Below are 24,653 nucleotides of genomic sequence, written 5' to 3'. Positions count from 1 at the left end.
GTCAGGTTGTGGCAGGGGTCCAGGGGTTGGGGATCGTGTTGCCGCGGTAGCGATACCGGGTGACCGGGATCGCGCTGATCTTCCGCAACTCGATCTCGCCCGCGCTGATCGGCCGCCACCGCCCGGTGGGGGTGGTGAGCCGTCTGCGGACGTCCGTCCAGTTCCAGTGATGCCGCTCCTGCATCAGCCGGATGACTCGCCACCAGACGAGGTTGTCCAGGTTGCTGAAGGTGCGCTTCGCGACGGCATGCCTGAAGTAGTTGGCCCATCCGTGGGTGACCTGGTTGAGATTCACCAGCACCACGGCCAGGTCCTGCTGCGACGTTCTGTGGGTGAGGGTACGGATCTTCGCTTTCACCGACCGGACGGGCCGGTCGGCGATGAAGGTGTAGACGTACCACTTGTCCGATCCGCGTTTGCGGCGCCACTGGACGTGGAACCCCAGGAAGTCGAACCCCTCGCTCAGGTGGACCAGTTGGGTCTTGGCCTCCGAGAGCCGTAACCCCATCGGTGCGAGGACCTGGGCGATCTCCTCGCGCAGTGCCTCGGTGTCCTGCCTGGTCCCTTTGACCAGGACGACGAAGTCATCCGCGTAGCGGACCAGCCGCCACGAGGGCAGGCCCTTGGCGCCCCGCCGTTCGCGCCGACCACTGGTGGACAGTTCCCCATCCGGTTCCCATGCCCGGTGCAGGTGCTCATCGAGCACCGACAGGGCGATGTTCGCCAGGAGAGGGGAGATGATGCCCCCTTGTGGCGTGCCGGTGAAGGTCTCCTGATGTTCACCGAGCTCCGTGAGGAGGCCGGACTTCAGGAACGCCTTCACCAGTGCCAGAACCCGCTTGTCCTTGACCCGCATCCGGACACGGTCCATCAGCGCGACGTGGTCGATCTCGTCGAAGCACGCCGCGATGTCCGCGTCCAGCACCCACCGATAGCCGTGGGTGCCGTAGAAGTGGATCTCGGCAATCGCATCCTGAGCCCGCCGCTTGGGCCGGAACCCGTAGGAGACCGGCTTGAAGTCGGCCTCGAAGATCGGCTCCAGCACCAGTTTCAGCGCGGCCTGGACAACCCGGTCGGCGATCACTGGAATACCCAGCCGCCGCACCTTCCCCGACCCACCCGGTTTGGGAATCTTGCGCTCCCTTACCGGTAGCGGCCGGAACGAGCCCTGCCTGAGCTGGGCCCGTAGGTCGTCCAGGAACCCGGGAACCCCGAATTGCTCCTCGACGTCGGCGGCCGTCAAGCCGTCCACGCCAGGAGTGCGGGCACCCCGGTTGCCGGCGACCCGCTCGAACGCCACGATCAGCGTCGCCGGGTCGTGCACGAGGTTGAACAGATCGTCGAACCGACGGCCAGGATCGGCCGCCGCCCAACGGTGAAGCTTGGCCTGCATCTCCGATACCCGCTGGCGTGGACCCACCGGGTCCGTCTCCAGCAGAGCGCCGCTGTTCAGCGGTGCGTCTTTCGGCATTGCAGTCTCCTTCCCTTCTCGATACCGCTGCCGCCCTTCCCCATGTGCGCGGGCTTTCCCCGGCTCGGAGTACTACGGCGGCTCCGCCCCACCCGGACCGTTCGGCTGTCGATGCGCCTATCCCCGGCCGGGCGCTGGCTGTGCGCGACTGGGGAGTTGAGAACGAGTGGTTCCCGTGTTCACTGTGATTCGTTCGTTGGAGTAGGAGCCCGACTGTGTCCCTGCGGCATCGCCACGAGTACGCCGTAGACCTTCCTCGTGGCCTCCCGAACGGCTTCGAAATACCGGCCAAGGAGTTCCCCGCTGCCCTCGGGCAACGAGTGCGCACCGCTTCCGGCCCAGATCCACCAGGTTTCGAGCCGGTGTAGTCGTTAAGAGACGTAAAGACGCCGGTTCCTCGCGTACTCCTCTCCATCCCGCTTGCCGGACCCGCACCATCTGGCAGTACTGGCACGTCCCGGCTTTGTCAGGGCCGCTCCCGCCCTCCCCGTCATCACCCGGATCAGGCTGCCCCCAGCTCCACTTCCCTGCCACGACAGGTCGGCGGTGAAGGTCTCTCACCTCCACACGAATCACAGCGCCTCACGGCGCAACTCGAAGACGAGCCAGGCGCCGAGCGCCGCCGCGGTGCTTCCACCTGGGGCCAGATCTCCTTCACCCAGCCAGCCACTGCCGCCTCGTTCCGTTCGATCGCGCGGCGGGCGGGGACCTGGCAGGTCCAGCCGTGCCGTTTGAGCAGCGCGGCGACCCCCTGGATCGTGTACGTCTTGTGGAACCGTCGGCCGATCAAGGTCTTGATCCGCGACAGGGTCCAGGTCTGGTCCGGCCAGCCGTGCGCGACCGGCCCCTTGTCCAGCTCTGTCTCCAGGACCACGAACAGCTCATCGCTCAGCAGCGGCAGCGATGCCGGTCCCCTCGAGGCCAGGGCCCGCGGCCCGCCAGCCGACCACGCCTTCCGCCACCGCTGCACGGAACGCACGCTGACCCGCAGGTCATGCGCGATGACCGTGCTCTCATCACCGTGCGCAAACCGGTCGGCCGCCGCCAGCCGCAGCCGTTCCCGAAACGCACGCCGCTCGGCAGTCAACCCGCCGCCCTGGGCGTACCTCATGCAGACGGCATACCGCAGAGATCACGACCCGTCAGCCCCCAACGACACCACGCATTCAACGTCAGTAATGGTGTTGCCGAATCCTGGGGATTACGTAACCGGGACGACCCCGGCGAATGCGGATAGATGTGCGGATCGTTGTGTTGTATTCGCTGGAATCAGTCGCTGATGGGGGTTCCTTTTCACCGAGGCCGACCTCCGGTCGCTTTCGATATTTTACTGCCCCTCGACGCCAGCTACTGAACTGCGAGGAAAGCTTTTGGCCGCCATGCGATACGTCCCACTCTCGGGCGTTCGACGCCAGAAGATTGAATTCTCGGCGTCTCCGACCGCCGCGTTCAAGTATCTGTACTTTCACTATCTGCACGCGCTGCCGTGGCTCCACGCTGACCGAGAACGGCCCTTTTGTGAAATAAGTTGGCGATTCGCCCTGAAATTAGCGCATCACCGACGCCCCCGAACGGGCGGTAAGTCGAGCTTTGCGTGCCACCCATATAGGGGTTACAGTTGAACTGTGGCCGATGCGGATCACATGCGAGGTCAAGTTCGCGAGGCCGGCCAATAGTTGCGACGTAATCCACGGGCCTGGACAAGCATGGGGGGCCTCAGGTGTCCCCATTGCGCTGGACTTATCCTCGGAGGGTGATTTGCAGGATTTCCTCACGCGATCCGGATGGGACTGACTTCGGCGCACGTGCCCGATCATGCGCAGTGCCCGGTCCCGCTGGCGGTGCCACTGTGCGGATGCAGATCCAACTGGAGGTGAAGCGGTCCCGTCAGGCACTAGACGAAGCCCAAGGAAATATCAAATATGGCGGATTCAACCGCGTATTCTGAACGCGGATTTTCGTGGCGTGCTATTTGCATCCAACACTTCACAACGCGCGACCTTTACATCTAAAATCCAGCACATCAAGAACAACGGCTCTCGAATTCAATTGGCCGTCAGTTCAAAATCTGAGAGGGAGTCAAGTGTCCGAGACGCAGCCCACAGCGGACATGGACCTGAGTGCGATGCCTGACGAGGTGTGGGTTCAGGATCAGGCTCGCCTGGTTCAAACTGCCGAAGAGGCAGGTTCCACCGATAGCATTGCGGTGGAGTACCTCGGTGTGCACGCGAAATTGGTGATTCTAACGACGTACGGTGCGAAGACGAGGCGGGCGCGAAAAACGCCGGTGATTCGCGTTGAGCATGAGGGGCGATATGCCGCAGTAGCGTCCAAGGGGGGAGCCCTCGAAAATCCGGCCTGGTATCACAATATTGTAGCATATCCGGATATCAAGCTGTGGGATGGCACAGAGGAACGGGAATATCGTGCCCGCCAGGTACATGGTGCCGAACGCGACGAGTGGTGGTCTCGCGCGGCAAAGGCGTGGCCATCCTACGATGACTATAAGGTAAAGACCAGTCGAGTCATCCCTGTGTTCGTGTTGGAACCGGTTGACTAGGGATTCATCCAGAAGCGCCGTAGCCATCCGGCGGTAATCACCGGCCGACGAAGGTGGCGGTGCGGCAGCGATTAAGACTTCGGCACTCGCCTCTGCCCGGCGCCTCAAATCAGCGTCACAGTCGGACGGAGGGCTGATTTTGCCGAGCGATGGCAGCGAGATCGTCCAAGCGAGTGCGGCGACCAGCTTCTCAACCACGGTAGCGCCGTGCTCTGCCGTGGCCGCGGTCCGGGATCCCACAACGCTCGGACGAGTCCTGGGTGCGCCGGTGTCCTGTCCGGAACCCAAACGGCGACGACGTCTCCGCGCCATCGAAGGCGCCGTAGCCGCAGACAGGCGCTCTTCGGCTACGGCGAAGTCCTGGTACTCCTGCAGGATTTCTCTGTCTGACCAGGTTTTTCGCCGGGTGGCGAGAGCGTAGCGGGACCTCGCACGATCGAGGGGCGGTCTCACGGAGACCGCCCCTCGATCGTGCGACAACGCCGCAGGAAGTGACAGCGGCAGGCGACTGCTTGGCGTCGGCAGCGCCAGTTCGACCAGCTCAGCGCGGGGTGTCCGTCCGCAATGCCCGCTCAGGCGCGGGGCCGGGCACGACAAACGGCCAAGAGTCCCCGCACCTTCGCCACTGTGAGCCCGATGGCCCCGGGCGTCTCACCAGTTCCGCCCCCCTTCCCCAGGGCTGGCATGCCGCGGCGGCCACACAAGCCCGGGCGAGTATGACCAAAGTGACGTGCCGGTACCGGCCCGTGCAGCGGCGGACCTCGTACTGGTCCAAGCCGCACTCGACATTCTCCTCGCGGAGTTCCTTCAACTCGTCGCGCTCGCCGGCGTCGGCCTGGCGGACCCAGGACCACAAGGCCTCCTTATGGATGCCAAGGTAACGGGCGACGTGCGCCATAGGACAGCCGTCGAGCGGACCTCACGGACGGTAGGCTGACGGAGCTCATCAGGATACTTACGTGGTGCTGGCACCTCGTGGTTCTCCCTGCGCCCGGATCGTAACCCAGGCTTCACGGACGCCACGAGCATCAGTGCAGCTCAGTTCCGTCGGTGGCGATATTCCGTGGCGCGTCACAGGCTCCGTCGGCATCGCAGCCGGCTTGGTCGGCAGTGCCGAGGATCGTGAGGGCGGATTCGCGATCGGTCCAGGCTCGGCGCAGTACATCGGTGAACACCCGCGTCGGCTGGGCCCCGGAGACACCGTAATTGCGGTCGATCACCAAGAACGGCACGCCGGTGATGCCCATCCGCGCGGCTTCTGCCTCGTCTTTGCGTACTCGGTCGGCGTACGCACGCTTGTCAGTCAGAACAGCGCGCACCTCAGGCTCGTGGAGTCCAGCACAAACAGCGAGTTCGACTTGGTGCTCGGATTCGTAGATGCTACGCCGAGCAGCGAAGTTTCCGTTGTAGAACGAGGTCAGCAGCTCATCCTCCACTCCGCGGGCCGAGGCCAGGTGCAGCAGCCGGTGCAGGTCGAAGGTGTTGCCGTGGTCCCGGAAGTCGACGAGGTACTCAAGTCCCTCGCTTCTTGCGTTGGCCGCGAGGTTCTCCTCGGCCGCACGGGCCTGCGCTGGAGTCATTCCGTACTTCTTCGCGTGTGCCACCCCGGTTGTCGGGCGGGGGGTGTGAGCCAGGTGGGGGTCAAGCTCGAAAGAACGATGCACCACCTCAACAGCATTCCGGTGCGGGAATGCGGCAAGTGCCTTCTTGAATCGGGCCTTTCCGATGTAGCACCACGGGCAGGATATATCAGACCAGATTTCAACGCGCACGTTCTTTTCCTCCATCAGGGTGTATCCGTTTTTCATGCGGGATGACCGTGCACGAGTTACCGAACCTGTCGCAAACACTCGGCTGGCTATTCCGAGCGACCGCGTGACCTGCTTGCGAAACTGTCAATGAGGGAGTCACGCGTTGCGTGCTTGTTGGCGAAGGTTCCCGTGCGGACGTGGGCGCATGAGACGCCTTTCCTACCAGCTGCGAATTTGCGGTACTGGTCCTTCGAGTGGGGCGCATCCGGAAGAGCGAATCCCGTCGAGCAGGATGGTGACGACCTGGCGCCACCCGTTCCCAGCCGGGTCTGCAGCGGCGTTTCGATCAGCCATGTGCCATCGACCCTCCGGTATGTCTCCCGGCACTGTCCACAGCCGTTGCGCCCCTCCGGGGCGTTCTTCCCTGGGAAGGTCAGCAGGTCCTACATCGACCGGATCCCGGAGGCCGTGCCCGGCCTCGTGATCTCAATCTCTGGCATGTGCCCGTGGTGGACGGATGGCTCAGCGCCAGTGAGGTCTCGAACGGTGTAGGCGAACCCCCACGGCGTGCCCCACGTGATGCCACCGATCTCAAGCTTGGCCTCAGGAGTGAACAGTGCGACCAACTCGTCGTGCCTTTTCTCGTCTACGACCCGGAACTAAGCGGGCTCTGGGTTTCTTGATGCTCTCGATCACGTCAGCTGCGGCGATCTCGTAATCACTCATGATGGGTCTCCCTTTGCGTGCGGTGTCATTCGACCATCGACAATCGGACGACTGCCGTCCGGTTCCGTAGCCTAACACAGGAGGACGGGTATCGTCCGCTTACCTGGCTTGACCGTGCCAGGTAGCTCGATCCTCCGCAGAGGCGCATTAGTAGTTCAGAGCACCGTGAACTCGCCGGTTCGCCGGCCGGGGCAACCCGGGCAGGCTCCCTCAACGCCGGGTTCAGCTCCGTCCAGCCAGCGAACGGGCCTGTCGCACATTCGGTGGTGACGGAGAGTTACGAGGGCCGTTGACCTTCATGTGATGGATGTCAACGAGCCCGCGCTTATGGTGTTTTCGGATCTGTCCCCGCTGGTCATGGAGGATGCAGCCGACGAGGGTCGGCGGATTGTGGTGCGGGCCCGGACGCCGCTGGAAACCGCGGTCTGCCAGGTGTGCGGGGCGTCGCCGGCGGTATCACCTGGCGGGCGATGCCCGCGGACTTCCCGGCCTGGGACCGCGTCTACGCGTTCTGGCGGCGCTGGCGCGACAACGGCCTGACCGGTGAACTCCACGACCGGCTCCGCGACCAGCTGCACACTGCCGAGGGACGGGATCCGGAGCCGACCGCAGGCGTCATCGACGCCCAGTCGGTCAAAGGGGCAGCGTCGGTGCCGACCGCCACGCGGGGCTTCGACGCGGGCAAGAAAATCAACGGCCGCAAGCGGCACATCGTGGTCGACACCCTCGGACTGCTGCTAGCCGTCACGGTCACCGCGGCGTCGGTCACCGATCGACAGGCCGGGCACACACTGCTGGCCCGGCTACGGCAGCGGCACTGGCGGATCACGCGGGTGTGGGCCGACGGCGGCTACACCGGCCAGCTCGTCGACCTCGCCGCGAGTGTCCTGCGGATCGCCCTGACCGTGGTCAAACGCAGCGACGGCACCAGCGGGTTCACGGTGCTGCCTAAAAGGTGGCTGGTGGAGCGCACGTTCGCGTGGCTGATGCGCATCCGCCGCCTGGCCCGGGACTACGAGGCCCGCGCCGACAGTTCGGAGGCGATGATCTACTGGTCGATGAGCATGGTCATGAGCCGCCGCCTCGCGAAGCGGGGACGCTGAACATCCCCGGGCTCTGCTCGGCCAGCCAGCCCCGCGCCACCAGGCGCTTGGCCTTCGACCGCACCCCCTCGACCTTCGCCGGCACCGACTGGAGGCCGAGCGCCACCGCCAGCTGCCGGCAGTCCATCGCTCCACTACCCGGGCCGGCCAGGATCTGCATGATCCGCCGGTAGTCCGGCGCCAGCACCACGGCCTCCCAGCCTGACCGCCACACCGGCGCCACCGAACCGTGCACCGCACCCGCCACCATCACCGGCCGGTCCTCGGCCATCGCTACCGGTGCCTGTCCGCGATCGCCCGGTTCTGCCAGGACCTGCCCGAGCGTTTCACGAGCGATCACGAACCGCTCCCACAAGGCCTCCGCCTCGCGCAACTAGGCCTGCAGAACCTTCCACCCGCTGCCGGGCAGCACGCTCCTGCTCCTCCAACAGCCCCATAACCGACGGCATCCGGCACCCCCACCGAAGAGACGACACGACACGTCATCCCTGCCGCCGAACCGCCGACATCATGCCTGACCAGCGGAAACGCAACGATCACCTACGGAAAGACAACAGCTTCTTAGAAGGCGATCAGATACGTGGCGACCGGCGTGCAGAAGAAGGACGCTGACTCGTCAACCCGCCAGCAAAGCTAGTGGCCCCTGTTCTGACGACATCACAAAAGGAATCCCAGTACCGCCTCTATTGAGCCTGGACCACTCGTACGTCGTTGACGCTGAGGAGGCCACGTAGAGGCACGTAGGCTGATCGCTGCGCTGGATCGACGGTCAGGCGATTACGCCGGGCGATGCCCAGTAGACGTTCAGCGAGGGGGATTACCATGTGGCGCCCCCAGCAGCGTTCATTGACGTGCCCGAAAGGCAGGTACCCAGGGTGGTTGTCCGGGTCAATGCTGTTCCAGCGATCGGGGCGGAAGTCGTGAGGGGCGTCCCAGAGGTTGGGGTCGCGGTGAGTCAACAAGGGGAGCACCAGTACGTCGTCGCTGGCCCCGATGCGGTTGTCGAGCGCGTGGAATTCGGGTGACGCCATGCGCAGCAGATTCCACGAGATGGGCAACAGGCGCAGCGTCTCGTGGATGATGTGCCGATTGGAAACTTCGCTGTCGAAAGGCGCCCCGAGCCACATCGCACCTGTGGCGAGTGCGGATACGGTGAAACACACGGCTGCCGCTGCCCGGCGATACAAGCCCATGGCGTGACGTCGTTCCCGGTAGGTGCCAGCCTCGTAGAGCATTGCCCCGAGGTTGGTGGATCCCTTTTCTGGCCGGCGCCGCGCGGGCAGAACAGAGCCAGCGGTCATTGCTGACCATGTGAGCTTCGGAGTGATTTCCAGCCGCCGGTCCACCATGACCCTCAGTCGGTAGGGGTCGGAGCCGAAGACAAGGTCCCGCAGGTAATTGTGCGCTACGTGGGGCCACTTCCCGGTCAAATCGACATCCCCGCCTGTGAATTTGAGGAATGCTTGGTTGACGTCCCTGGAAACAGCGCGCATCACGGCCGACGACTCTGGGCGGGTGATGGTGTGGCCCAGCAAGGGCTTGAAGATCGGGCGCTCAAACTTGCTGGCTGGGCGTGCGCCTAACAGAGCGTCTATGAGTCCGGAATCGGAGACGCCTATCGTATCCGTGTCCAGACGGAACAGGCCGGTGCCCAGGCGTTCACGCAGCAAGGATTCGATTCTCGGCGCGAACACGGTGACGCGACCGTCCGAGGCGAAGGCGGCGGAGTGAGGCAATTGATCTTCTCCCTGGGCGCATGGGGGCTGTTTGGTGCGTGACGCCGATGTGCCCGGCAGCCGTGGCATGCCGGGCACAGGCGCTAATTGGCAGAAATTACCCCTACCTTAGATCCAGAGGGGCCAGGCGTAGGACTTGAGGCTCTTCTCGGCCTTGAACTTCTTGGTGATCGAGCGGATGGCCTTCATGGCATCTCCTATTCGAAAGTGCTCACTGTGGCGAACCGACCAAAGCTGCCTATGGGCAACATTGGCCTTCGATTCGAGATTAGGGAGTCGCCACAAAGACGGTCAATGTGATGTAATTCACTCGGGGATACTCGTCGTTAACGTTTAACCGCCCGGGATGCGATCTTTTGGTTTCGGGGTGGCGGGCGAGGAGCAGTTATTGACTGTGGAGTGCAGTGGCCTTTGGGGGAGCGGCTCATGTGGCTGGAGCGAGATACATGGTGGCGACTGCGCCATTTAGGTGGGCAGGGTGGATTTCGACAGTTGATTGAAAGTTTACTCTGTTGGGCCAGCTTGGCCAGGACTGCATGGCACGTGCGGGCGAGTTTCCTTTGCGGAGAGCGGAGCGTCACCCAAGAACAGGCTGTCCATACACAGAGGCTGCTGCGGCCTTCTCTTGGGCAGACTTCTGGCAGCGTCACGGAGCAGAGCTGCATCAATGAGCCGCGGAAACCGCGCGCCCACCGGTTGGGCAGCGAGCCGCCGCCAACCGCAGTGCTTATGGCAGCGTTGGCACGGCGGCACTGCGGGTGGGCGTTCCAGAATCTGCTCGGTGGTCCTGCGCACATCCGGAGCGGCAGCTCCCCGCACCTACGTGGACACCGAGGACGACACCACGCCCTGAGCTGGTCGAACTGGCGCCGACAACTCCAAGCAATCGCCCGCCGTTGCCACTACTTACATCGCTCTCACGCGATCGAGGGGCGGCCCACCGAAGGCGATGCCTGACCTTTCCGTGGCCCGCTACACTACAGCCGCCCAGCAAAACCCACAGGTCAGACAGTGAAATCCTGCTGGAGTACTAGACCATCGCAGCCCCGTAAGCCTGTTCTACCGCGCCGAGCGTCACACGTCCGATTCGCCGCAAGCGCGGGGCGCGACCGTATCGTCGAGCAGATGCTTCTCCGCCCAGGAGCCCAAGTCTCCCAGCACCGAACGAAGCGCCTCACCTGTCTGAGTTAGTTGATAGCTCACCCGCAGCGGAGGACCCGGGTCGACCTCGCGGACGAGCAAGCCCGCTTCGCTCAACTCGGTGAGCCGGTGCGAGAGCATCCGCTCACTGATGCCCGGGATCGAACGGCGTAGCTCGCCAAAGTATGCGGGACGGCGCATGAGCGCCGCCACGATCAACCCAGTCCACCGTTTTCCAAGCAACTCAAAACTGCGCATCAGACCGAGGCTGACAGTCGCGCGCTCATCCACCGTGTGCTCAGCGCGCCGCCCGCTCCCCTGTCGCATGACTCAAGACTACCTGTTGCACTTGGGCCCACTCGATCTCGGGCACGGCACCTTCATTGGACATCCCCGGGCAACGACATTCCCAAAGGGCGGGGTAGTTGGGGCGCGACACACGGCATCCACGCGGGCGAGGAGACGGTCCCTCGCTGTAGCGAGTCGGACACGGTGTGGGACCGCGCAAGAGTTGGGCGTGTCAAGCGTTAACGCAGGATCTGGGCGTCAGCCGGCGCAAGCGCCGCAGGCTGACCCGACACGGCAAAGTCATGGTGGTCAGGTCACAGGTCAAGCCGTTACGCCATACCTGTGGGCGAGGAGTACTGCCTGTACCCGATCGCGTGCGTCGAGCTTGGCGAGGATGCTGCGCACGTGCGTCTTGACAGTGGCCAGCGAGACCACGAGGCGATTCGCGATTTCGGTATTGGTGAGGCCGACGGCCATCAGACCCAGGACTTCGCGTTCGCGAGGGCTGAGCGAGCGCAGTTGCGGCGGCTCGGGCATGGCCTGAGGTACCCGCTCGAGGAACCGGTCGATAATGCGAGACATCACCTGAGGCGCCATCGGCGCCTCACCGGCGGCCGTTCGCTCGACAGCGCTGACCAGTTGTGGCGCTGACGCGTCCTTGAGCAGAAAGCCCGCGGCGCCTGCGGCAAGCGCGTCGTAGACGTGCCGGTCGAGGTCGAAAGTGGTCAGGATAACCACCCGGCAGGGCAGGTCGGCTGCGGCAATCAGCCGTGTCGCCTCGATGCCATCGCCGCCCGGCATTCGCACATCCATCAGTACCACGTCGGGTTTCAGCTCGGCGGCGAGAGCAACAGCCTGCGCCCCGTTCCCAGCCTCGCCGACCACCTTGATCCCGTTGAGCTCGAGAATCAACCGCAGACCCGTGCGGACCAGGTCCTGGTCGTCGGCAAGGAGCACCCGGATCATCGTCACGTCCCTTCGGGCGCCGGCAGCCATGCTGTGACCTCGAAGCGTCCGTCCTCGTGTACCGCGTCAAACGTGCCGCCAAGCGATCGGGCACGCTCGGCCATGCCGGGAAGCCCATGTCCGGAGCCGCTGGGGGCCTTGCCAGGAGCCGTGTTCGTGACCCGGATCAGCAGCCCCTCAAGGGACCACAGTAGGTTCACCTCCACCTTCTCGCTGGGAGCGTGCTTTCCGGCGTTGGTAAGGCATTCCTGGACTATGCGGTTGACTGCAAGCCAGTGCCGCGGTGCGTCGGACCAGGGCTCGCCGGTCATGAGGACACGGTTGGCGATGCCAAGCCGTGCCGCTCGCTCGGTCAGCTCGACTAGCCCACGGCTGTCCGGAGTGACGGCGAGCCCACCGTCCCCGAGGAGGTCGAGTATCGCGCGGAGCTCCCGGCTGGCCCGGTGGGCGGTCTCCCGGATGGCCTCGATCGGGCCGACCGCGCGTTCGGGGGCGAGGGACAGCGCTTGGGCGGCCGCCTCGGACTGTATAGACAGCAGCGTCACCTCGTGCCCGACCACGTCATGCAATTCACGCACTATACGTGCGCGTTCCTCCTTGATCGCGTCGTGTCGGGCGGTCTCCCGCTCGACGGCGAGATGTTGCTGCGCCTTTCTGTGCTGATTTGCCATGAGTCGCCCGACAAGGTAGGGGCAGAGCACGATCAACCAGAAGCCCAGAATGCCGAGGAGTGTTTCGGTACCGGGAACGCTCAGTTCCGCGGCACCTTGCTGAAGGTCAAAGTCGAGCATGAGGTCGACCAGACGGTGTTCCGCATGGTCGTACGCCACGAATCCGAAGGTTCCGCTGACGATGGCCGACGCACAAGCCAGCCCGCCGCGACCGAGTGTGCTGCCCCAGCGACCCAATGAGAAAGTAAGGAGTACCGAGCAGACGTAACCGAGAAAGAGGAACGCATCCGTGGGAATCCACCAAAGGGAGCTACCCACCACTGCCGCCGTCGCGGGATGGACACGCCGCCAGGCCAGCGGGAGGACCGATACGAACGCGAGCACCGGACCGAACCAGGTGCTGCCCGGCAACCAGAAGGTCTGGATCGGTTGGATCCAGAGGACCTGCACGATACTCGCCGCGAGGAAGGTACACGTGAGGACCACATCCGACTGGCGTAATCCCCTCGTCAGCCAACCGCGTTTCCGCATCGGACAAGGATAGGGCCGCCGAGCACCCCGGTCCTCAGCCCGTGGGATGAGTTGGCTGTCTCTCCCCGACCCGGTACCCCGTGACAGGCCGGAAACCGAAGGCGTACGCCCGCCAGCCCGGCGTGGACGGGCGCACGACTCTCTGGTGGTGCGCTAACGGCGCTTCCCCAGCGCAAGGAGCGCCAGGATCAGCACGTCGACAACTGCGACGGGGAGGAAGGCGTCGTCGTACCAGACGGCCTTCACCCCACCGAACGCGAGCTGTGACACCGCCAGCACGAAGCCAACGTTCCTCAAAGCGGGCGCTGCGCCGAAGCGTACGCCGACCCAGAGGAATCCGACGGCCATCAGGTACGACCACGCGGCCATTGCCCAGCCGGCAGCGGTCGTAACACCGCCATCATCCGCATCGGCGATGAACGTGAAGAAGGAAGTCGACACAAGGCCGACCTGCCCGATCAGCAGCATCAGAACGCGCGCGCCCCACCACGCGATCGTTCTGACCGAATCGGGGCGCTGCAACGTGGTGGTGTCGTGAGACATGGGACGACTCCTCACAGTGAGTGAAACGACGCTGTCGACGCTACGGCCCAGGCTGGACTCTCCACATCGTGCCGTGGGCCGGATCGTCCATCAGCCCACGGGCTGAACCATGCTGCGGCTGAGCGGTGTTGCCGGTTGGTCAGACCGTGGAACAAACATCCAGAGGCCCGGCGGTCGATGGTGTTAGCTGCGGGAGGGCGGCTCGCTACCGCAGCAGCAGATCATCCGGGACTTCGCGAAGTCCCGCGCCAAAGCACTGAAGGACATCGCGGCGCGCCTGCCGACGAGTCGTTGGCGCACCCACTCCACGCACGTGCCGGCCGAGATGCGGGACGACGTCCACACCGACGTCGCCGACTCTGTCGCCCCAACTATCCCGAACCCGAAAACGCGGCAGTTGCTTGACGCGGGACACCCAGACCGCCCAACCAAACAGCATCACCAATAGAGGTGACCGTATCCGCCGACAAAGTCCTTCAGGGTGGGGCGGACCCCAATGAGGTCCTCGACAAACCACTGGGGATCGGCGACCGTCCATGCCGTGAAAGCAGCGCGGGGTGGACCCGCAGCGCGGATCCACCCCGTGTTTCAACTGTTAGGTCAGCGCGTGAAGTACGCGTCGATGATCTTCTGATAGAGGGCGGCGCCATTCCTGTCGGTGGCCCGCACGCGGAAGGAGATGCTGCCGCCCGCATCGGGGTTGCGGACGTTGACCCGGCCGTTGGAGACGGCGACCGAAGTCCACGTGGCGCCGCGGTCCGTGGAGACGTCGACAGCCAGGGACTCGAGGCCGTTACCGGCCGCGGCACCCACTACCGTGACGGGGACGCGGAGTGTGGCGCCGGCCTCACCTGTGCCGTCGGCCGCCAACCGCGGGGTGAAGCGGACCACCGACAGCGGCAGCGGGGTTCGCTCTGAGGTCCTCTGCGAGGTGAACGTCCAGGCCGCAGTGACCTTCGACGACGGGTACTTGCCCGCGGGACGCGAAACGGAGGCCGTTAGCCGGTACTTCGCTGCCTCCGGGGTGAGCTGGAAGGGTTCCTGACTTCCGTCCGGCAGGCCCTCCCGGGTCCCTACGACCTCTCCGCCTCGCCTGAGGGTGAGCCGGGCGGAGTCGTACTGCAGGGTGAGCGGCGGGGCGTGCCCGTCGCCATCGGCCAGGAGCGGCAGTGCAACGGACAGGTCCGCGCCGTCCCGGAATGCCCCGCTGCCAGCGGGCAGGGCAGGGGAGAAGACAGGGTGGGTGAGGCGGATGGTGTGGAGGGAGCCTGGCGCATACGTGGAGTACTCGGTTTCGTACCAGTCGACGGCTTCGTCGTCAGCAGTCAGTCCCTGCGCCCCCAGCGACCAGCTCACGCCTGTATTTGCCTGGACGAACACCCGGCCAGTTGTGGGGATTTCACCTGTTCGGAACGTGGGGGTGTGGGCCATCTGGCCCTGTGGCTCGGCCCAGTAGCGGGCGGTCATGGGGTCGCTGCCGCGGGTCTGCCGGCCGACGCGTACGGCGATTCCGGCGTAGTCCTCTTCCGAGGTGTGCTCGGTGATGCCGGTGGATGCCCTGGTTGCGGTGACGGAGCGGAACATCCGGTACGGCGGGGCGGCGGGGCCGCGCCGGAAGGCGACGTCCGCGGACTCGGTCATCGATCCCTTGGGGACGCGCGTTCCCGCGTGCGCGGTGCGCAACGAGTCGAGGGAATGCATGTCGATACCGTTCTGGACGAACGGCCGACCGGGGTTTCCAGTGGTGGCGACTGCCATCGACAGGGACCCGCTGACCTGGGGGGCGTCGGACATGGCCAGGTCGACGGGCCGGGCCGTCCGAGCGTCGGCGCTGATGTCAACGTCCTGTGTGAGGTCCAGGAGCGGCCGGACGATCCGGTCAACACCCTTGTCCGGGTCGAGGTCCGCGTCGACGGGTACGGTGGTGACGACAACGTAGCGGCCCTTGGGAAGCCGTACAGTCCTTGCCCCGTCGTCGCCGGGCTCCGGGGTCTCCTGGCTCAGGCTGAGCGAGCCGGGGCTCGTCGGGCCCTGATCGTAGGGTTGAATGCTGGTGAAGAAGACGGGGGCGGGTCCGCCGTCCCGGCCGATGTGACGGATCTTCACATCGTAGGCCTCGGACTCCCGGTCTACCCCGATTGCGGTTCGTATCACGCGGTCGGCGCCGGAGGCGATGACGGCACCGCTGAAGATGCCAGTGGCGGTGTCGGGACGAGTGTCCGCAGTGACCGCGACGGACCGCGTGCCGCCGCTCGGAACGGTGATCTGCGACGCGCCGAGGGTGAACAGCCCCGCCGGAGCGGGGTTTCCATCGGGCCCGGTGGCGTCGACGGTCAGGTCCAGGGTGACCGATTCGGTGCCTGTGTTCCGGTAGACGACGTTCTTGGTCACCGGCTGGTCGTTGTCGTGCGGCCATGACTGGGTGCCGAATGAGACGGGGCCCGACTCGGCCAGAGCCGTGGCCTTGATCGCGTTGCGAAGGTCGATGCGGCCCGTGCCCTGCTGGAAGGCGCTGTACGCCTCACCGGGCGCCGCGGACCCGGCCAGTGCCGCCTTGAGGCGTTCACCGGTCCACTGGGGATGCTGCTGCTTCAGCAGCGCGGCGGCGCCCGTGGCGTGCGGCGTCGCCATCGACGTTCCGTCGAGGCTGAGGTAGCCGTCGGCGGCCGCGGGCTCGTTCTGCTCAAGGAAGCTGCCGGCCGCCGCCGCGGCGGTGATGGCCACGCCGGGCGCTGTCACATCGGGCTTGAGCGCGCCATCGCCGGTACGGGGACCGGTGCTGGAGAAGTCGGCGAGTTGGTCGGTCTTGGTGACCGCCCCGACTGTGAGTGCCGCATCCGCGCTGCCCGGCGACTCGACCGTTCCCGGACCTCCTCCGCCGGAGTTGCCCGCGGCGACAACGAACAGGGTGTCGCTCGTCGCGGAGAGGCGGTCCACTGCCTCCTCCATCGGGTCGAGTCCGGGCGTATCTTCGCTGCCGAGGCTTAGGTTGATGATGTCGGCACCTTGCTCGACGGCCCACTCCATGCCAGCGATGATCCCCGAGGTCTCGCCCCAGCCGTCGTCGTTCACCACCTTTCCGGCCAGGATGCGAGCGCCAGGGGCAACGCCCTTGTACACGCCGCCGGACTTGACGCCGGTCCCGGCCGCGATGGACGCAACATGGGTGCCGTGTCCGTAGTGGTCCCTCAGATCCGGGGAGTCGGTGAAGTTCCGCTCGGCAGACACCTGGGTCGCCAAGTCGGGGTGCGAGGTATCGACACCTGTGTCGAGGACCGCGATCCGCACGCCCGTTCCGTCGTACCCTGCGGACCACGCCTCCGGACCGCCAATCTGCGGCACACTGCGGTCCAGCGACGCCTTCACCAGTGCGTCCAGCCAGATCTTGCGTACGCCCGGGGCGGCGGTGACCGAACCGTCGGAGGCCGATTCGGTGAGCGTTCGCCAAACGCTGCCGACGTCGCGTACAGGTACCTTTATGGCGTCGGCGGCCGGTTGTTCGAAGGACCTCGTGACCTCACCGTCACCCCCGGCACGCATCGCCTGGCGCGCGGCTGGGAGTTCACCCTGGTAGGTGACGATCATGCGCAGTCCGTCGCGCTGCTGCGCCCGGTACTCGGGCTGACTCAAGAGGGTAACGTCGAATAACCGACGGTCCACTCGGCCAGTGTCCAGCAGGTGCTGCGCGTCCAGCGGCACCACGTAAGTGTGCTCACCAGTCCGCTGGATCTGCAGGGGCACCTTTTCGCGACCCGTGGCGCGCAATATGGTCGTGGGTTGCCCGTCGGGGCCGACCACGACCCGGTCCCCGGTGATCAGAGTAACCGTGGCGGCGGCTGGCCGGAGCGAGGACGCCGACCCGGTAGGAGTGGCAGCCTGCGCTGGCACGGCAATCAGCCCTGCGCCGGCGAGCAGGGCGGTCCCTGCGGCAAGCGAGGTCGACCTGGGTCTCATCAGTGATCCCTTTCACGATGGTGAAGGGGGCGGCAGGTTGCAGTCACCCCCCAATAGATCAACTCGACGAGGCGGCAGGAAGGTTGCCCTATCCGGAGCATTCGCATGTACCAATGCCGGTTCAGGTAGTAAGGGGTGCTCGCTGGGGTGGAGGTAAGTTGCTGCAGAGCGGGGATTTGGCGTGCTAGGTGGACGCCGCCGCTCTCGGGTCCGGCATCCGCAAGGACCCTCAGGGCATTCACACAGGCGACGGTGCATTCTGCGCAGCCGCGGGCCCTCCCCGTGGTCCGTACGGTGACCAACTCCTTTGCACTTTCTCCGGCCCATCGCACCGCCAGCCTGTCGGGGCCGAGCTGGTCACCTGGGTGGTGATGCAGGCCCCGCTCGGCTAGACCTCCGAGGCCCGCTGGATACGGCATGCCCGGACCCGCCTGCGGCACCTGTCACCGCACTCGCGCGGACAGCGAGTCGATTACATCGGCCGTCCGTTGATCGGGGATACACGGTGTGTGGCCTGTCAAATGTTCGCGATCTGCTCCAATGCGACACGGCTACCGGGCCCGGCAAGGTTATGGGTCAGGGTCCTGTCTGGACGCAGACGAGTTCAGCGCCCTGCGAGGCGAGCGACAAGTTCCCCGCCAACTCCGGCTTCATCAGAGCGTTGGTCCGCGACAGGACTTGGCAGACTGACTTCTTCTGAAGCGAGGCGTCGCAGTGGCCGTTTGTCTGGGACCAGGACCAGGAGACCCTGGTCCAATCGCCGAGCGGCGGCTCGGCGATTACCCAGGGTGGTCCCGGGGGCACCGGAAACAAGTGTGGGACGCAACGCTCGGCGGGTTCCGGCAGGGCCGCTGAGTGGCGCGGGTCCCAGGCAACAAGGCGAGGCGGTGCTCCTGGGCGGTCAGAAACCCGTAAAATCGTTCGGGGCCGCGTTGGTGGCGGACGGCAATCCCAGCTGTGCAGGGAACATGGGCAGCGTCAGTCTATGCGGGGTGGTGAGGGCAAGGACCATGCCATAGACCATGAACAGGTCGTCGCCATAGTGGGTGCGCTGCCCAGCAGTCAGTGGTGCCATGGCCCCCGATGTTGCGGCACACACCGAGGTCGGGGAGGGTGTGCGGTTGTGGTGCGTGACCTATGGCCACGAGGTGGCAGACTCGTAACGAAGCGCCGTGAGAGCCAATTGGGGCACGACTACGTCTGCACAGCGCTGTCCGAACATGACCTGCTGCCCATCTTGTGGTCAGCGGCGCGCAAAAGCCGGATTTGACCGCGGACGACCCGTGCTGGCTGGAACGGCGGGGCGCGGCCGCTCATGGGTGTGGGAGCCGTGACTGACCCTGCCGCCGTCTGTCCGGTGGCAGAAACTCAACATCGAATCGCAACAGACGGAAGGACCGCTGGTGGGTCTGCTCGGGGACAGCCTCTACCGCGCCGTGCAGGGTGCGTTCACTCGCCCTATCCCAAAGTCAGCCCCCGCCCAGATGCGCTACCTCGTCAAGCAGCTCAAGACCACCCGAGCCGTCGCCGAGCTGCTGGAAATCTCACAGCGGACCGTGGAGCGCTATGTCAACGGCCAGATCAAACGCCCACGCCCCGGCCTCGCCACCCGCCTCGAACGCGAAGTCACCCGGCGCTGGCAGCCGAATATCCGCGCCCGCGCCAAACAAGCCGCCGCCACCACGGGCGGCATCGTCATCGACACCCGCGCCCGCTTCGGCTTCACCGCCGCCCCCGGAACCACCGACGACGCTCGCATGCGCCTGATCACGCAGGCACTGCCGCCAGAGTATGCGGCCCGCCTCTTCGCCGCTCAGGACCAAGGCGCTGACGAACAGCATCTGCGCGCGATCGCCGCCGAAGCCCTCCAGGACGTCTACTTCCGCGACCGCGGCCGCCGCGCCGCCGGCCTGCAGGTGGAGTTCACCGACCTCGACTACGTCGACTTCGAGCTGTAGCGGACGCGCGGCCTTGCCTGCCGGCGCTCATGCTTGAGCCGAAGCACGATAGCTGTCACAGAGGCGGGCTTGTTGTCACCGGGATTTGTTCCGGTGGCGGTAGGCCCGCCTCGATGTAGTAGGCGAGTTGGTCGGCGTAGGTGTCCAGGAGGGGCTCGAGCTGGCGGTAGTAGTGAACGCTGTCGGTCTTCAGCCAGTGGGCGGTCTCGACGCGCTGATCGTCCCCATTCACCAGCTCAGCCGGTCCCGCTGGTGACAACTCCTGAGCTTCGGCTCAATGCTGAAGTCGTGTCCCCGTTGGGCTCCTCCCAATTCCTCAGGGCGCGGCTTGTCACTCTGATGCCCTTCTCCAATTGGTGCCCCTGGGAGGCCTGGGAGAGGCTGGGCGTAGTGCCTGAGGACTTCGTCTAATCCCCCACGTCGAGCCTCTAGCACGTGGGCTGGCCTCCGTCGGCGTGAGCTGACGGAGGCTGTCTCATGCGCCGGACATTGCTTGAGCAGCGCGGCGGCCCCCTGGATCGCGTACGTCTTGTGGAACCGGCGGCCGATCAGAGTCTTGACCCGCGACGGGGTCCAGGTCCTGTCCGGCCGGCCGTGCGCGACCGGCCCCGTGTCCACCTCGGCCTGCAGCTCCACGAGCAGCTCATCGTTCAGCAGCGGCTGCGACGCCGGATACACGCCACTCGGCAGGCAACCCACCATCCGGCGCTTACCTCACGCAGACGGCATACCGCAGGGATCACGACCCGTCAGCCCCCAACGACAGCGCGCATGCGGCATCAGAGGGACGTGGCGTGCGGCAGGTCCGGTGCGTCGCTGGACTGCATGCCGTCGAAGACAAGCCGCAGGTAGCGTTGCCACAGTCGCGACTGCGTCGCAAGCTCGGGGGCAGCCGTCTGATAGATGCCGCTCATCAGCAGCCTGACGTCCTGCCCGGTGATGTCTGAACGGATGGCACCATGCTGGCGGGCGCGGTCGGTCAATGCTTCTGTGACGGCGTCCAGCATTTCCCGGCCTTTACGGACTTCGGGGTGGTCGCGGGCTTCACCCTGGGCCACCTCACAGAAGGCTCGATCCCTGGTCTGCATCTCGATGGCGGCGCCCATAAATTCACACAGCCCGTCCGCCGAGTCCTCTGCGTCCAGTAGTCGTTCGCCAATCGCGACGAGAAGGAACATCTTCTCGAAGACGATCGATGCGAGAAGATCCTCTTTTGTCGGGAAGTGCCGGAACACAGTCCCCTTTCCAACCCCAGCTCGCTCAGCGATCTGGGAGACAGACACCGCGCTGCCGTGTTCGGCGAACACTTCGGCTGCCGCCTCCAATAGAAGCTTTCTGCTTCGCACGGCATCACTGCGTAGAGGCCTGCCCACTGCCGAGTTCGTCACGGAGTCCTCCCTCTTCCGATGGCGATTCTAGCTCGGCCGGACCAAGTGGCAGGTTTTCGGCGTAGACACGGTGACCATTGGTCAGCTTTCTGGAACGGGAAGGTGACCGCTTGGTCAGATTGTGTGCTACGGTCAACATGACCACCCAGTCCGTTTACGAACAGTCGGTGTGGCTTGCCTCAGAACCGCACGTGAAGGGCACTGCGGTCGTTGACGTAGGGGCTCACCCCGCTGTGGCGGGCCGAGCCCCTAGTCACTGAAGCGAACGGAAAACGAAAGACCATGGATGCTGTCGGGCGTCTAAGCATCGTCGAAGATCTCCGCCGGCTAACCGCCTGCCACGTCTACCCGAAAATCTCAATCGCAGGCGAGAGCGGGCCGGCCTATTCACGCAGGAGGAAAGTTCGAAGCGCCGGGCGGCTCAATCTGCGGGCGCACGCGCGTCGCCAGGCGGCCTTGGAAAAGGCCAGCGCCGAGGATTTCCTCTTCCGCGACACGCTCTTGAGGAAAGACACGTCGACTGGGTGAACTCCTCTCAGCATGTCGACGGCGGAGAACGCCAATGCTTGACCCCCATGCCGATGTGAATAGCGGCTAACCCTCTGCGAACACGATTGTGGTGACGGCCGCAATCATGCGCGGCCAGTCAGACTCGACAACTTCTCTTGGCTCGGCGGGCTCATCTGCCCCTTGCTCGGCACCACCTCCCCATGCACTCCTAGGTGCGGGCGAGGGCATGCCGCATGCTCCTGCCTGTCCTCCTGCCGCTGAATCGTCGGCTGGCCGGATCCTCTGATTCCTCCCGCGACGTTCCACTGAACCTCAGGGCGCCCTGGCACCCTGTAATTTCCGTTGCGCGCGCGGATCCCATGCACAGTCTGTTTCTGTACCCAAGGTGGATGCTTACATGTCACAAATTCCTGAAATTCGGACCCGAGATCCGCGGCGCTGGAAAGCACTGGCGTTCATTTCCCTGGCTCAGTTGATGGTCTCGCTCGACGCCACGATCGTGAACATCGCGTTGCCCGACGCTCAGCATGCCCTCGGAATATCCGATGCCAACCGGCAGTGGGTCATCACCGCATACGCGCTCGCGTTCGGTGGTCTGCTGCTCTTCGGCGGTCGCATCGCTGACAAATGGGGCCGCAGGCCGGCATTCCTCGTCGGGCTCATCGGGTTCGGTGTTGCCTCCGCGGTCGGCGGCGTCGCCACCAACGAAGGCATGCTACTGGGCTCCCGCGCGCTTCAAGGCGCCTTCGGCGCCCTGCTCGCCCCCGCCGCCCTCTCGCTGCTCGCGGTAACCTTCGACGACGTCAAGGAGCGGGCCAAGGCCTTCGGTGTTTTCGGTGCCATCACGGGTGCCGGCGGCGCGGTGGGACTGCTGCTCGGCGGGGTCCTCACCGAGTACCTGAACTGGCGTTGGACCTTCTTCGTCAGCATCCCGCTCGCGATCATTGCCGCGGTGGGCGCCTACTTCACGATCCACGAGCCCGAGGGCGGCCGCGACCGTTCCCCGCTGGACATCCCCGGCGTCGTGCTGTCCACCCTTGGTCTGGTCGCGCTGGTGTACGGCTTCACCCGCGCTGAAGCAACCGGTTGGTCCGCCCCCTCCACGATCTGGCTGTTCGTCGCCTCGGCCGTCCTGCTGGCGGTGTTCGCGTTCATCGAGTCCAAGGTCAAGAACCCGTTGCTGCCGCTTCGGGTAATCACCGAACGCAACCGTAGCGGCGCCTTCGCCTCCCTGGGCCTTGCCACCGTCGGTCTCTTCGGTGCTTTCCTCTTCCTCACCTATTACCTGCAGGTCGTGCAGGGATACTCGGCGATCAAGACGGGTTTCGCGTTTCTGCCCCTCGCCGTGTCGTTCAGCGTGGGGGCAACGCAGATTGGTGCCAGGCTCGCCACCAGGCTGCCCGCCCGCCTGGCGATGGCACCCGGATTCGCTGTGGCTGCCATCGGTATGATCTTCCTGACCCGACTCGAGGTCGGCCCGTCCTACGCAGACGCGATCCTGCCGGGCCTGGTGCTCCTGGGCCTCGGCATGGGCGCGGGGTTCATGCCCGCCATGTCACTGGCCACGCACGGTGTTCAGCCTCGGGACGCGGGGGTCGCCTCGGCGATGGCCAACACCTCGCAGCAGGTGGGTGGCGCTATCGGAACAGCACTGCTGAACACCCTCGCCGCCTCCGCCACCACCGCCTACCTCGCTAGCCACACCGCCACCACCAAACTGGCCCAGGCACAGTCCCTGATTCATGGCTACACCCACGCCATCTGGTGGGCGGTCGCCATCGAGGCGATGGCGGCACTGATCGCCCTCATCTTCATCAACGCTGGCCGGCCCGGCTCCACCGAGGTCGCCTCCAGCACCGACGAGCCCAGCACTGAGGGGGAGGTACAACTCCCCACCGCGTTCCACTGACCTTCCAACGCGGCCCAAGCCAGGCCGGCGCTGACCACTGTGGTCAGCGCCGGCCTCGCGCGAGATATACGACGTATGCACACATGCGGACGGCCTCCCGGCCGACAATCGCGGAGGGACCCCGAGGGGAGCAAGGCGGCTCGGGGCGCGAACCATTGTTGGTGCCGGATGGGAAGCCCAAGCCGTCATGGCTGAGCTACGACCGAACGGCCTCCCGCGAGACTGCCGCGGGCGAGGATTTCGGAGTACGAATGATCTACTCCCTAACCATTCGGAACGCGATCGCGATCACCAGGGGCATATCCCGATGAACGGCCGCGGGCCGCTCAGGGAGACCGGATCACAGGGCGTGGGTGACCGGCACAACCTTGCCGGGAGCGGTGGTACTTTCCCCGTCGATTGCCGCGAAAGCCCGGATCCTTCCGCAGAGCAGCCACATCCGATCGCACTCACGGTTCGGTGGCTCCACGAATGCCTCGCCCACATTGAATGCAGCCATGATGTCACCGCTGCCGGCGGCCGGCTGGCGCCGCACGGTCACCGATCGCATCGTTCGGCCTGCAATCGCCGGCAACCTCGGCCGGGAACACCGCGATCTCACCACTCAGTTCACGCGGCAGAGGAAGGAACACTCACGGCTTCCGCGATCGGGATCGGAACGTCCACCGCAATCCGTCCCAGTATCGGCACGCACACCTGAGGCGGCATCACCGGTGGGTGCGGCTCAGCCGGCTCCCCGCCGTCCGCGGTCTGCGGCTGCACCCCGATACCGGACCCGATTAGTACAGGACCGGTGTGGATTCCACTTCAGCACGCCTTGCGCTACCGAGGAGCCACTGGCTGACCCCACCGCCCGTCCGTTTTCCCACATCGACAGCAGGTGCCCACGCTGCTACAAATCACGTCGGCGATGTGGGCCTGCCAGCCGATGAAACCGTCTCCGGCCGGCCGCCCAGAGCCCGCGGGGTTGGCACGAGTCACGTCGATTCCTACCTACGAGGGATCTTGCCACTGTATTCGGCTGCTCTGCCAAAATCGAACAGCCGCGCAGGTCAACGGCTCCCAGGGGCACCATAGTGGATCGCGCAAGTCAGGCTCGGCGCGTCGGGGGCCGCGCCGAACCGTCGCCAACCATCAAACGGGGAGGCAGCCGCGCGTGCAGCTCAATGACGCCCAACCGGGTCTCGTCCACAACCGTGCGGTGGTCGGATCCGAACTCCCAGCTCGCTCATTTCTCGGTCCTGCCGCCACCCCTTCTCCGGGCTCCCTGGAGTCTGCCGCCGCCAGCTTGACGCGCACGACTGCCGCCCGAGACAAGTACTTGCCGTCGCAACTGCTCGCCGCCCGCGGCGCGGTCATGTCCGTTGGAGTGGTGTATCGACGGCCACTCGGTGATCTCTTCTTTGAGGCTATGCGGTGAGTTCGGTGGGCAGGGCGGTGTCGTCGGT

General features: G+C 65.3%; 19 protein-coding genes and 1 pseudogene. 4 read left to right on the top strand and 16 right to left on the bottom strand.

The genetic code is table 11. The features are described from left to right. Position 1: 1 nt before the first annotated feature. Together ltrA and AB0F62_RS33065 are read right to left on the bottom strand one after the other, a co-directional pair. A complete protein-coding gene (gene ltrA / locus AB0F62_RS33070; RefSeq protein WP_361807867.1) occupies positions 2-1,471 on the bottom strand; it encodes a group II intron reverse transcriptase/maturase in 1,470 nt (489 codons plus the stop codon). A gap of 502 nt (positions 1,472-1,973) precedes the next feature. Further along, positions 1,974-2,582 (bottom strand): winged helix-turn-helix domain-containing protein, encoded by a 609-nt coding sequence (locus tag AB0F62_RS33065; RefSeq protein WP_361807864.1) that lies wholly within the window; start codon positions 2,580-2,582, stop codon positions 1,974-1,976. A 999-nt stretch (positions 2,583-3,581) separates the two neighbouring features. On the opposite strand from AB0F62_RS33065, the gene AB0F62_RS33060 reads away from it, so the two are divergent. Further along, positions 3,582-4,031 (top strand): nitroreductase family deazaflavin-dependent oxidoreductase, encoded by a 450-nt coding sequence (locus tag AB0F62_RS33060; RefSeq protein ID WP_361807930.1) that lies wholly within the window; start codon positions 3,582-3,584, stop codon positions 4,029-4,031. A 1,028-nt stretch (positions 4,032-5,059) separates the two neighbouring features. On the opposite strand, the gene AB0F62_RS33055 is transcribed toward AB0F62_RS33060, so the two are convergent. Next, positions 5,060-5,803 carry a DsbA family oxidoreductase gene (locus AB0F62_RS33055; RefSeq protein WP_361807927.1) on the bottom strand — a complete coding sequence of 248 codons (744 nt, stop codon included), beginning with the start codon at positions 5,801-5,803 and terminating at the stop codon, positions 5,060-5,062. A 422-nt stretch (positions 5,804-6,225) separates the two neighbouring features. Further along, positions 6,226-6,426 (bottom strand): annotated as a pseudogene (locus AB0F62_RS33050) (nuclear transport factor 2 family protein); the annotation flags it as partial. Positions 6,427-6,942: 516 nt separating this feature from the next. Here AB0F62_RS33050 and AB0F62_RS33045 point away from each other — a divergent pair. Then, positions 6,943-7,611, top strand: coding sequence for an IS5 family transposase (locus AB0F62_RS33045; protein WP_361807861.1), 669 nt, complete (start codon positions 6,943-6,945; stop codon positions 7,609-7,611). On the opposite strand, the gene AB0F62_RS33040 is transcribed toward AB0F62_RS33045, so the two are convergent. From AB0F62_RS33040 to AB0F62_RS33000, 9 genes are all read right to left on the bottom strand, one after another. Next, on the bottom strand, positions 7,577-7,951 hold the full coding sequence (locus AB0F62_RS33040; RefSeq protein WP_361807858.1) for a hypothetical protein: 375 nt from the start codon (positions 7,949-7,951) through the stop codon (positions 7,577-7,579). The two genes, AB0F62_RS33045 and AB0F62_RS33040, sit on opposite strands and share 35 nt — an antisense overlap. A gap of 343 nt (positions 7,952-8,294) precedes the next feature. Then, complete coding sequence (locus AB0F62_RS33035; protein ID WP_361807855.1) at positions 8,295-9,347, bottom strand: cytochrome P450; 1,053 nt, start codon at positions 9,345-9,347, stop codon at positions 8,295-8,297. A 108-nt stretch (positions 9,348-9,455) separates the two neighbouring features. Next, positions 9,456-9,536, bottom strand: a complete 81-nt coding sequence (locus tag AB0F62_RS33030) for a tryptorubin family RiPP precursor (protein WP_361807924.1) — start codon at positions 9,534-9,536, stop codon at positions 9,456-9,458. A gap of 885 nt (positions 9,537-10,421) precedes the next feature. After that, entirely contained in the window at positions 10,422-10,814 is a 393-nt protein-coding gene (locus AB0F62_RS33025; protein ID WP_361807852.1) for a helix-turn-helix domain-containing protein, read from the bottom strand. A gap of 282 nt (positions 10,815-11,096) precedes the next feature. After that, entirely contained in the window at positions 11,097-11,741 is a 645-nt protein-coding gene (locus AB0F62_RS33020; RefSeq protein WP_361807849.1) for a response regulator transcription factor, read from the bottom strand. Positions 11,742-11,743: 2 nt separating this feature from the next. Next, positions 11,744-12,943: a histidine kinase gene (locus AB0F62_RS33015; protein WP_361807846.1), complete on the bottom strand. Its 1,200-nt coding sequence runs from the start codon at positions 12,941-12,943 to the stop codon at positions 11,744-11,746. 153 nt (positions 12,944-13,096) lie between these two features. After that, positions 13,097-13,486, bottom strand: a complete 390-nt coding sequence (locus AB0F62_RS33010) for a hypothetical protein (RefSeq protein WP_361807843.1) — start codon at positions 13,484-13,486, stop codon at positions 13,097-13,099. Between the two features lie 600 nt (positions 13,487-14,086). Next, positions 14,087-17,284: a S8 family serine peptidase gene (locus tag AB0F62_RS33005; RefSeq protein ID WP_361807840.1), complete on the bottom strand. Its 3,198-nt coding sequence runs from the start codon at positions 17,282-17,284 to the stop codon at positions 14,087-14,089. Between the two features lie 1,057 nt (positions 17,285-18,341). Next, positions 18,342-18,515: a hypothetical protein gene (locus AB0F62_RS33000; RefSeq protein WP_361807837.1), complete on the bottom strand. Its 174-nt coding sequence runs from the start codon at positions 18,513-18,515 to the stop codon at positions 18,342-18,344. Positions 18,516-18,843: 328 nt separating this feature from the next. Here AB0F62_RS33000 and AB0F62_RS32995 point away from each other — a divergent pair, with 328 nt between their 5' ends. After that, positions 18,844-19,398 carry an XRE family transcriptional regulator gene (locus AB0F62_RS32995; protein WP_361807834.1) on the top strand — a complete coding sequence of 185 codons (555 nt, stop codon included), beginning with the start codon at positions 18,844-18,846 and terminating at the stop codon, positions 19,396-19,398. A gap of 55 nt (positions 19,399-19,453) precedes the next feature. On the opposite strand, the gene AB0F62_RS32990 is transcribed toward AB0F62_RS32995, so the two are convergent. After that, positions 19,454-19,630: a hypothetical protein gene (locus AB0F62_RS32990; RefSeq protein WP_361807831.1), complete on the bottom strand. Its 177-nt coding sequence runs from the start codon at positions 19,628-19,630 to the stop codon at positions 19,454-19,456. Positions 19,631-20,177: 547 nt separating this feature from the next. Next, on the bottom strand, positions 20,178-20,786 hold the full coding sequence (locus AB0F62_RS32985) for a helix-turn-helix domain-containing protein (RefSeq protein ID WP_361807828.1): 609 nt from the start codon (positions 20,784-20,786) through the stop codon (positions 20,178-20,180). A 907-nt stretch (positions 20,787-21,693) separates the two neighbouring features. On the opposite strand from AB0F62_RS32985, the gene AB0F62_RS32980 reads away from it, so the two are divergent. Next, the gene (locus AB0F62_RS32980) at positions 21,694-23,205 is read left to right on the top strand and encodes an MFS transporter (protein ID WP_361807825.1); all 1,512 of its coding nucleotides are present in this window, start codon (positions 21,694-21,696) and stop codon (positions 23,203-23,205) included. 340 nt (positions 23,206-23,545) lie between these two features. On the opposite strand, the gene AB0F62_RS32975 is transcribed toward AB0F62_RS32980, so the two are convergent. Then, a complete protein-coding gene (locus AB0F62_RS32975) occupies positions 23,546-23,746 on the bottom strand; it encodes a hypothetical protein (RefSeq protein ID WP_361807822.1) in 201 nt (66 codons plus the stop codon). Between the last annotated feature and the right edge of the window lie 907 nt (positions 23,747-24,653).

The organism is Streptomyces sp. NPDC026673 (genome assembly GCF_040638135.1).
Classification (GTDB): Bacteria; Actinomycetota; Actinomycetes; order Streptomycetales; family Streptomycetaceae; genus Actinacidiphila.
This window is presented reverse-complemented; position numbering and strand designations above follow the sequence as displayed.